Origin of the sequence: Streptomyces sp. URMC 124 (assembly GCF_051386455.1) — a bacterium.
Lineage (GTDB): Bacteria > Actinomycetota > Actinomycetes > Streptomycetales > Streptomycetaceae > Streptomyces.
In genome coordinates, this window is the sequence record NZ_JBPQTS010000232.1 from 1 (window position 1) to 7,922 (window position 7,922).

The 7,922-nt window shown below is 72.9% G+C and carries 9 protein-coding genes and 1 pseudogene; 4 read left to right on the forward strand and 6 right to left on the reverse strand.

Annotated features, from left to right (window positions below; translation table 11 throughout):
• Positions 1 to 718: DAK2 domain-containing protein (locus ACSNOG_RS30795; RefSeq protein ID WP_436755993.1), on the reverse strand; the 718-nt coding region annotated here is incomplete at its 3' end.
• A gap of 320 nt (positions 719 to 1,038) precedes the next feature.
• Between ACSNOG_RS30795 and rpmB the strand changes: the two genes are divergently transcribed.
• Positions 1,039 to 1,224: a 50S ribosomal protein L28 gene (rpmB, locus tag ACSNOG_RS30800; RefSeq protein ID WP_078660562.1), complete on the forward strand. Its 186-nt coding sequence runs from the start codon at positions 1,039 to 1,041 to the stop codon at positions 1,222 to 1,224.
• 161 nt (positions 1,225 to 1,385) lie between these two features.
• Here the strand turns inward: rpmB and thiD are convergent, their stop codons facing one another.
• Entirely contained in the window at positions 1,386 to 2,177 is a 792-nt protein-coding gene (gene thiD / locus ACSNOG_RS30805; RefSeq protein WP_436755994.1) for a bifunctional hydroxymethylpyrimidine kinase/phosphomethylpyrimidine kinase, read from the reverse strand.
• A gap of 115 nt (positions 2,178 to 2,292) precedes the next feature.
• Positions 2,293 to 3,252: pseudogene (locus tag ACSNOG_RS30810) on the reverse strand (thiamine-phosphate kinase); the annotation flags it as partial.
• A 137-nt stretch (positions 3,253 to 3,389) separates the two neighbouring features.
• On the opposite strand from ACSNOG_RS30810, the gene ACSNOG_RS30815 reads away from it, so the two are divergent.
• Both ACSNOG_RS30815 and ACSNOG_RS30820 read left to right on the forward strand, forming a co-directional pair.
• Positions 3,390 to 3,623 (forward strand): Lrp/AsnC family transcriptional regulator, encoded by a 234-nt coding sequence (locus tag ACSNOG_RS30815; protein WP_030369306.1) that lies wholly within the window; start codon positions 3,390 to 3,392, stop codon positions 3,621 to 3,623.
• Between the two features lie 20 nt (positions 3,624 to 3,643).
• A complete protein-coding gene (locus tag ACSNOG_RS30820; RefSeq protein WP_436755995.1) occupies positions 3,644 to 4,147 on the forward strand; it encodes a DUF3515 domain-containing protein in 504 nt (167 codons plus the stop codon).
• Between the two features lie 13 nt (positions 4,148 to 4,160).
• Here the strand turns inward: ACSNOG_RS30820 and ACSNOG_RS30825 are convergent, their stop codons facing one another.
• From ACSNOG_RS30825 to ACSNOG_RS30835, 3 genes are read right to left on the reverse strand one after another with little or no spacing between them, the layout of a single operon-like run.
• Positions 4,161 to 5,309, reverse strand: coding sequence for a D-alanine--D-alanine ligase family protein (locus ACSNOG_RS30825; protein WP_436755996.1), 1,149 nt, complete (start codon positions 5,307 to 5,309; stop codon positions 4,161 to 4,163).
• 34 nt (positions 5,310 to 5,343) lie between these two features.
• Complete coding sequence (locus ACSNOG_RS30830; RefSeq protein ID WP_436755997.1) at positions 5,344 to 6,345, reverse strand: NAD(P)H-dependent glycerol-3-phosphate dehydrogenase; 1,002 nt, start codon at positions 6,343 to 6,345, stop codon at positions 5,344 to 5,346.
• Positions 6,342 to 7,091 carry a lysophospholipid acyltransferase family protein gene (locus tag ACSNOG_RS30835; protein WP_436755998.1) on the reverse strand — a complete coding sequence of 250 codons (750 nt, stop codon included), beginning with the start codon at positions 7,089 to 7,091 and terminating at the stop codon, positions 6,342 to 6,344. Before ACSNOG_RS30835 ends, ACSNOG_RS30830 begins: the two co-directional genes overlap by 4 nt.
• A gap of 161 nt (positions 7,092 to 7,252) precedes the next feature.
• On the opposite strand from ACSNOG_RS30835, the gene cofC reads away from it, so the two are divergent.
• Positions 7,253 to 7,922 (forward strand): 2-phospho-L-lactate guanylyltransferase (cofC, locus tag ACSNOG_RS30840; RefSeq protein WP_436755999.1); only part of this gene is annotated, 670 nt, incomplete at its 3' end.

The window sequence follows — 7,922 nt, forward strand, 5'->3', positions numbered from 1 at the left end:
GTACGGGGGCGGGGCGCGTCCACGCGCGCGTGGCGCGAGGGAGGGTCTCTCCGGACAGGGTCCTGGCGAGCGCGCCGATCACTTCCACGAGGCCCAGGCCGCCGGCGTCGACGACTCCGGCCCGTCCGAGGGCGTCCAGCTGGCCGGGGGTCATCGCGAGGGCGGAGCGGGCCGCCTCGTCCGCGGCGCGCGCCACGGCGGCGCCGTCGCCCCGTGCGGCGGCGGCAGCGTCGGCGGCGGCCGCGGCGACGGTGAGGATGGTGCCCTCCACGGGGCGGGCGACGCCTTCGTAGGCGGAGTCCACGGCGCGCCGCAGGGCGCGGCGCAGCAGCTCGGCGTCGGCGGCGGGGTGCCCCGTGCGGGAGGGCGCGGGGCGCGGCTTTCCGCCCCCCGCCAGGACCTCCGCCATGCCGCGCAGCAGCTGGGCCAGGATCGTGCCGGAGTTGCCGCGGGCGCCTATGAGGGCGCCGTGGGCCATGGCGCGGGCGGCGTCGGGGAGCGTGGGGCGGGAGGCCGGGCCCGTGGTGGCGTGGCCGTCGAAGACGGCGTCGACGGCGCGGGCGGCGGACTCCGCGGTCAGGTACAGGTTCGTGCCGGTGTCGCCGTCCGGGACGGGATAGACGTTGATGGCGTCGATCTCTTCGCGGGCCCGCCCCAGCGCGTCGAGGGCCAGTGCGCACCAGGTGCGTACCGCGGAGGCGTCCAGCGGGTGCGGCACGTGGGTCCTCCTCGGACTCCCTGGGGCGGTGGAGCGGTGATCGCAGACTAGTCCCGGGGCACGGCCCGGAGGGAGGGCGGGCGGACGGCCGGGAGACGGGACGGGCCGGACAGGTCAGACAGGTCGGACAGGTCACAGCCCGGGCAGCCATGGTAGTTTCGTTGAACGGGAGCGGCCGTTGTATGCTGCTCCGGTTGCCTGATGAGAATCAGGTCATCCCCCTGGTAATGCCGGTCACTACAGATTTCGGCACGCAGGGATTTTCCGTACGTGCCTGTCGTCTCCGCGTGAGCGGGGGTGACCCGTCTTTGGAGTAACCCGTGGCTGCCAACTGCGACGTCTGCGGCAAGGGGCCGGGCTTCGGCAACGCTATTTCGCACTCGCACCGCCGTACCCCCCGTCGTTGGAACCCCAACATCCAGCGGGTGCGTGCTGTGGTCGGTGGGACGCCGAAGCGGCTCAACGTCTGCACCTCGTGCATCAAGGCCGACAAGGTCTCGCGCTAAGCGAGTGCTGTGCCCCCGCGCGAGCGGGGGCGAGCCGGTCTCGCTGTGACGTTCACGTCGTGGCGCTGCCCATCTGGTTGCCTTGAGAGCCGGTCCACCTCACGGTGGGCCGGCTTCTTGCCGTGCCCGCTCGTCGCGCCCCGGGCGTCATGAGGCACGCGCTACGAGCGCCACCGCCACGCGTGGTCGACCGGCCCGATGCCGTCCCCCAGGGGGAAGCCGGCCGCGATGGCGCCGGTGACGTAGTCCTTGGCGGCCCCTACGGCTTCCGGCACGGTGTGCCCCTTGGCGAGTCCGGAGGCGATGGCGCTTGCGAGCGTGCACCCCGTCCCGTGCGTGTGGCGGTTGTCGTGGCGCGGGGCCCGCAGCCAGTGCTCCTCCCCGCCGTCCGTGAGGAGGTCCACTGCGTCGCCCTCCAGGTGCCCGCCCTTGATGAGCGCCCACCGGGGCCCGTGGGCGAGCACGGCGTCCGCCGCGCGCCGCATGCCGGCCTCCGAGTCCACCCGCAGGCCCGTGAGCCAGGCGACCTCGTCGAGGTTGGGAGTGGCGACGGTGGCCGCAGGCAGCAGCTTCGTGCGGACCGCGTCCAGGGCGGAGGCGGCGAGCAGGGCGTCGCCGTGCTTGGAGATGCCCACCGGGTCCACGACCACGGGGGCGTCGGTGCCCGCCAGGAGCTCGGCGACGGTGCGGACGAGCTCTTCGGAGGCGAGCATGCCGGTCTTCACGGCCTGCACGCCGATGTCGTCGACGACGCTGCGGTACTGGGCCCGTACGGCCTCCGCGGGCAGCTCCCAGGCCCCCTGCACGCCGCGGGAGTTCTGTGCGGTCACGGCCGTGACCACGCTCATGCCGTGCACGCCGAGGGCGAGCATGGTCTTGAGGTCGGCCTGGATGCCCGCACCGCCGCCGGAGTCGGATCCGGCGACGGTCAGTACGCGTGGGGGTATCGGCATGGGGCCGAATCTACAGCGCCGCCCCGTGCGGCCCGTGCGGCCCCGCGCCGTGCGGGCCCTGGGGTCCCGCCCCGTGCAGCCCGTGGGGCCCCGCCCCGTGCTGCTGCTCCCCCGGCTCCAGCTCCCCGAAGTGGTCCCAGCCGCCGGCCTTGTCCCACGGGGCCCCGTCCACCGTGACCTGGGGCAGGGCGGAGGGGCTGACGACCTCGCCGATGACCTTCCAGCGGGCGGGCAGCTTCACGTCCGGCGGGAAGGTCGCGACGATCGCGTGGTCCTCTCCCCCGGTCAGCACCCACTGCAGCGGGTCGACGCCGACGGCCTGGCCGATGTCGGACATCTGGGTCGGCACGTCGATGGCCGCCGTGCGCAGGTCGATGCGGACCTTGCTGGCCTCCGCGATGTGGCCGAGGTCGGCGATCAGGCCGTCGCTGACGTCCGTCATGGCGGTGGCGCCGAGGCCGGCCGCGGCGGGGCCCGCGTGGTACGGCGGTTCGGGGCGCCGGTGGGCCTCGACGAAGGCGCGGGGCGAGCGGAAGCCGCGGGCGAGCACCGCGAGGCCGGCCGCGGACCAGCCGAGCCACCCGGTGACGGCGACGAGGTCCCCGGGCTGTGCGCCGGAGCGGGTGACCGGCTCGTGGTTGCGCAGGTCGCCGAGGGCCGTGATGGCGACGGTGATGGTCTCGCCGCGCACCACGTCGCCGCCGACGACCGCCGCACCGGCGACCTGGCACTCGTCGCGGATGCCGTCCATCAGCTCGGTCGGCCAGGTGGCGGGGAGTTCGGCGGGGACGACCAGGCCGAGCAGGATCGCGGTCGGCACCGCGCCCATCGCCGCGATGTCGGCGAGGTTCTGCGCGGCGGCCTTGCGCCCGACGTCGTAGGCGGTCGACCAGTCGCGGCGGAAGTGCCGCCCCTCCAGAAGCACATCCGTACTGGCCACGACCCTCCGGTCGGGCGCAGCCACCACCGCGGCGTCGTCACCCGGCCCGAGCCGGACCGCAGGGGTGGTGGTGAGCCGGGAAGTAAGCTCTCTGATGAGCCCGAACTCCCCCAACTCGCCCACGGTGCCTTTCACTGAGCTCCTCCTAGGAGTATCGGTTGTGACATACGCCGCGCCGCGCAAGCAGCGCGGGTCTCCCCGCGCCGTGCGGCGACGCGGTACCGTGGCGTCTCTTCTCCCCACATGATCCTCGTAGCCGCCCTGGAGGTTCCGTGGTACAGGCGTACATCCTGATCCAGACCGAGGTCGGCAAGGCGTCGACCGTGGCCGAAGTCATCTCGAAGATCTCGGGGGTGATCCAGGCCGAGGACGTGACCGGTCCGTACGACGTGATCGTGCGTGCCCAGGCCGAGACGGTGGACGAGCTCGGTCGCATGGTGGTGGCCAGGATCCAGGCAGTGGAGGGCATCACCCGCACACTGACCTGCCCGGTCGTCCATCTCTAGGTCCCCCGTATGCTCGCCCGGTGAAGTCTTCCCTCCGCCGGCCCTTCGGCCTGTCCGCTGTCGTCGTGCTGTGCGCGGCCGCCGGCTGCTCGTCGTCGGGCGGCGCGGAGGGTCTTGCGGTCCCCACGCCGTCGGCGCGGGCGGCCGGGCTCTGCCGGGCGCTGCACGAGGAACTGCCGAAGACCGTGGACGGGAAGCAGCGGCGCACCGCCGATCCCGTCTCGGACTTCACCGCCGTGTGGGGTGATCCAGCGATCGCCCTGCGCTGCGGGGTGGAGCGTCCCGAGATCATCAAGCCCGGTTCCGAACACTACAACCCCGCCGCGGACTCGGTGGAGATCGACGGTGTGGACTGGCTGCCGGAGCGGCAGCCGGACGGCAGCGTCCGCTGCACGACCACCCTGCGGGAGGCGTTCGTGGAGGTGACGCTGCCGAGGAAGGTCGTCGGCGGGGCCGGCGATCTCGGTGCGCTCACCGATCTCGCCGGCGCCGTCGCGAAGACGATCCCGGTGGGGGTCGTCTAGCGCTCTCCGCGGGCTAGCGCAGGCCGGTCGGCCGACGCAGCGCCGCCTGGATGAGGCGGTCGATCAGCTCGGTGTAGCCGACGCCGCTCTCCTGCCACATGCGGGGGTACATGGAGATCGGCGTGAAGCCCGGCAGGGTGTTGATCTCGTTGATGACGAACTCGCCGTCCTCGGTGAGGAAGAAGTCGGCGCGCACGAGGCCCTCGCACGAGGCGGCGTCGAAGGCCTGCACGGCGAGCTCCTGCACCTTCGCCGTCTCCTCCGGCGTCAGCGGCGCGGGGACGAGACCGGTGGCGGAGTCGATGTACTTCGCCTCGAAGTCGTAGAAGTCGTGGGCGGTGACCGGGGGGATCTCGGCGGGGACGCTGGCGCGCGGCCCGTCCTCGAACTCCAGGACGCCGCACTCGATCTCCCGGCCCCGCAGCAGCGACTCGACCAGGATCTTCGGGTCGTGGCGGCGCGCCTCGGCGACGGCGTCGTCCAGGCCGGAGACGTCGTCGACCTTGGTGATGCCCATGGAGGAACCGGCGCGGGCGGGCTTGATGAAGACGGGCCAGCCATGCTCGCCGGCGAAGTCGACGATCTTCTTGCGGGCGGCGGCCGGCTCGGTGTCCCACTCGCGGGGGCGGATGACCTCGTACGGGCCGACGGGCAGGCCGAAGGAGACGAAGACGCGCTTCATGTACTCCTTGTCCTGGCCGACGGCCGAGGCGAGGACGCCGGCGCCGACGTAGGGGATGCCGGAGAGCTCCAGCATGCCCTGGAGGGTGCCGTCCTCCCCGTAGGGGCCGTGCAGGACGGGGAAGACCACGTCGACCTCGCCCAGCGCCTTGGGCATGGTGCCCGGCTCCGTGTAGACGATCTCGCGGTCGGAGGGGTCGACCGGCAGGACGACGGAGCCGTCGGGCGACTGGGCGAGCTGCGCGACGCTCGGCAGCGTGCGGTCGGCGATGGCCATCCGCTCGGGGTCGTCCGCGGTGAGGGCCCAACGGCCGTCCGTGGTGATGCCGATCGGCAGCACGTCGTACTTCGTGCGGTCGATGGCGCGCAGCACGGCGCCGGCGGTGACCACGGAGATGGCGTGCTCGGAACTGCGGCCGCCGAAGACGACCGCCACACGCGGCTTCCGGCCAGGGCTCTGGGGGGTGATCTCGGTGCTCATATCGCGACGAGAGTACCTCGTGGTGCGGGCGGCGTCAGTGCCGCTCGGCCTTGGCGCTGCGCGACATCAGCTCCTTGAGCGCAACGAGCGGCGGCTTGCCCTCGTGCACGATCTCCACCACGGTCTCGGTGATCGGCATGTCGACTCCGTGGCGGCGCGCCAGATCCAGCACCGACTCGCAGGACTTGACGCCCTCGGCGGTCTGCTTGGTGACCGCGATGGTCTCCGCGAGGGTCATGCCGCGGCCGAGGCTCGCGCCGAAGGTGCGGTTGCGGGAGAGCGGCGAGGCGCAGGTGGCGACGAGGTCCCCCATGCCGGCGAGGCCGGCGAAGGTGTGCGCGTCGGCGCCCATGGCGAGGCCCAGGCGGGTGGTCTCGGCCAGGCCGCGGGTGATGAGGGAGGCCTTGGCGTTGTCCCCGAGCCCCATGCCGTCGGCGATGCCGACGGCGAGGGCGATGACGTTCTTGACGGCGCCGCCGAGCTCGCAGCCGACCACGTCGGTGTTGGTGTACGGGCGGAAGTACGCGGTGTGGCAGGCGGCCTGGAGCCGCTTGGCGACGGACTCGTCGCGGCAGGCGACGACGGCGGCGGCGGGCTGCCGCGCGGCGATCTCCCTGGCGAGGTTGGGGCCGGTCAGGACGGCCACCTGGCCGGCGGGGACCTTGGCGACCTCCTCGATGACCTCGCTCATGCGCTTGGCGGTGCCCAGCTCGACGCCCTTCATCAGGGAGACGAGGACGGTGTCCGCGGGCAGCAGGGGCGCCCACTCGGCGAGGTTGCCGCGCAGGGTCTGGGAGGGCACGGCCAGGATGGTGAAATCGGCGCCCCGTGCGGCTTCGGCGGGGTCGGTGGTGGCCCGCACGGAGCGCGGGAGCTCGACGCCCGGGAGGTAGTCGGGGTTGGTGCGGGTGGTGTTGACGGCCTCCACGAGGGCGGCGCGCCGGCCCCACATGGTGACCTCGCAGCCCGCGTCCCCGAGGACCATGGCGAAGGCGGTCCCCCAGGAACCGGTGCCGTAGACGGCGCAGCGGGTCACTTCTCGTCCTCCTGGGCCTTGCGGCGGGCCGCGGCGCGGGCCTTCTTGGGGTTGTACGGCTCGGCGGGGGCCGGCTCGCCGCGCAGTTCGGCGAGGAGGGCGGTGATGGCGGCCATGATGTCGTCGGTCGCGGCGCGCAGGACGTCCGCGGTGGGCTCCTTGTCGTAATACGCGGAGAGGTCGACGGGCGGGCCGGCCAGCACCTTGAGCGTCTTGCGCGGCAGGAGGCGGAGCTTGTTCTCCTTGGCGTACGGCGGCATGGCCTCGTTGGCGCCCCACTGGGCGACCGGGATGACCGGTGCCCGGGTGAGGAGCGCGACGCGGGCGGCGCCGGTCTTGCCCTCCATGGGCCACATGTCGGGATCGCGGGTGAGGGTGCCCTCGGGGTAGAAGGCCACGCACTCGCCCTTGTTGATGGCCTCGACGGCGGCCTTGAAGGCGGCCGCGGCGTCGGCGGACTCCCGGTAGACGGGGATCTGCCCCGTGCCCCGCAGCACGGCGCCCACGAAGCTGCCCTTGAACAGGGCGGCCTTGGCCAGGAAGCGGGGGACGCGCCCGGTGTTGTACTGGTAGTGCGCGTAGGAGAGCGGGTCGAGATACGAGTTGTGGTTGACGGCGGTAATAAAACCGCCGTCGGCCGGAATGTGCTCCATTCCCCGCCAGTCCCGCTTGAACAGAACCACGAGCGGCGGTTTAGCCAACACCGCCGTAAAGCGGTACCAGAAGCCGATTCTGCGGCGGGACACTCGGACACCCTTCTCTTGGGACCTTGGAGCTGTGCTGAACCCGGAGGCCGCACAAGTGTCGCCCCAGGTCCCCGGTCTGTCGAGAACACCGTAACCCCGCGCTCCGCGGGCGGCTGCGGCAGCGGGTGACAATGAGGCGGATGCGAAGAGAGGGGGCGGATGTGGTCTGGACGCTGGTGGTGCCGGTGAAGCCGCTGGCCCTGGCCAAGAGCCGTCTCGGCAGGGGGGCCGGGGAGGGGCCCCGTGCGGCACTCGCGCTGGCGTTCGCCGTGGACACCGTGGCCGCGGCACTGGCCTGTGCGGCGGTACGGGATGTGGTGGTCGTCACGGGCGATCCGCTGGCCGGGGCCGAGCTCGCCGCCCTCGGAGCGCGCGTCCTGGCCGAACCCGGAGGGCAGGGCGGCCTGAACGGCGCCCTTGCGCACGGGGCGCGGACCGTACGGGCCGGGCGGGCCGGCGCCGCCGTGGCGACCCTCAACGCGGACCTACCCGCCCTGCGCCCGGCGGAACTGGGCCGGGTCCTCGATTCGGCGGCGGAATTCCCCCGCGCATTTCTCGCGGACGCGGCGGGAATCGGAACGACTCTGCTGGCCGCGGCGGCGGGAAGGGAATTGGCGCCGGCGTTCGAAGGACATTCGCGCGCCCGGCACCGGGACTCGGGCGCGTGGGAGATCGGACTGGCCGGGGTGGATTCCGTGCGCCGGGACGTGGATACGGAGGCGGATTTGCGGGCCGCCCTGAGCCTGGGCGTGGGGCCCCGCGCGCCGACTAGGCTGCTGACATGCAGGCCACCGCTTACACCTTCGACTCCCGGACGCGCTCCGGGAGCGT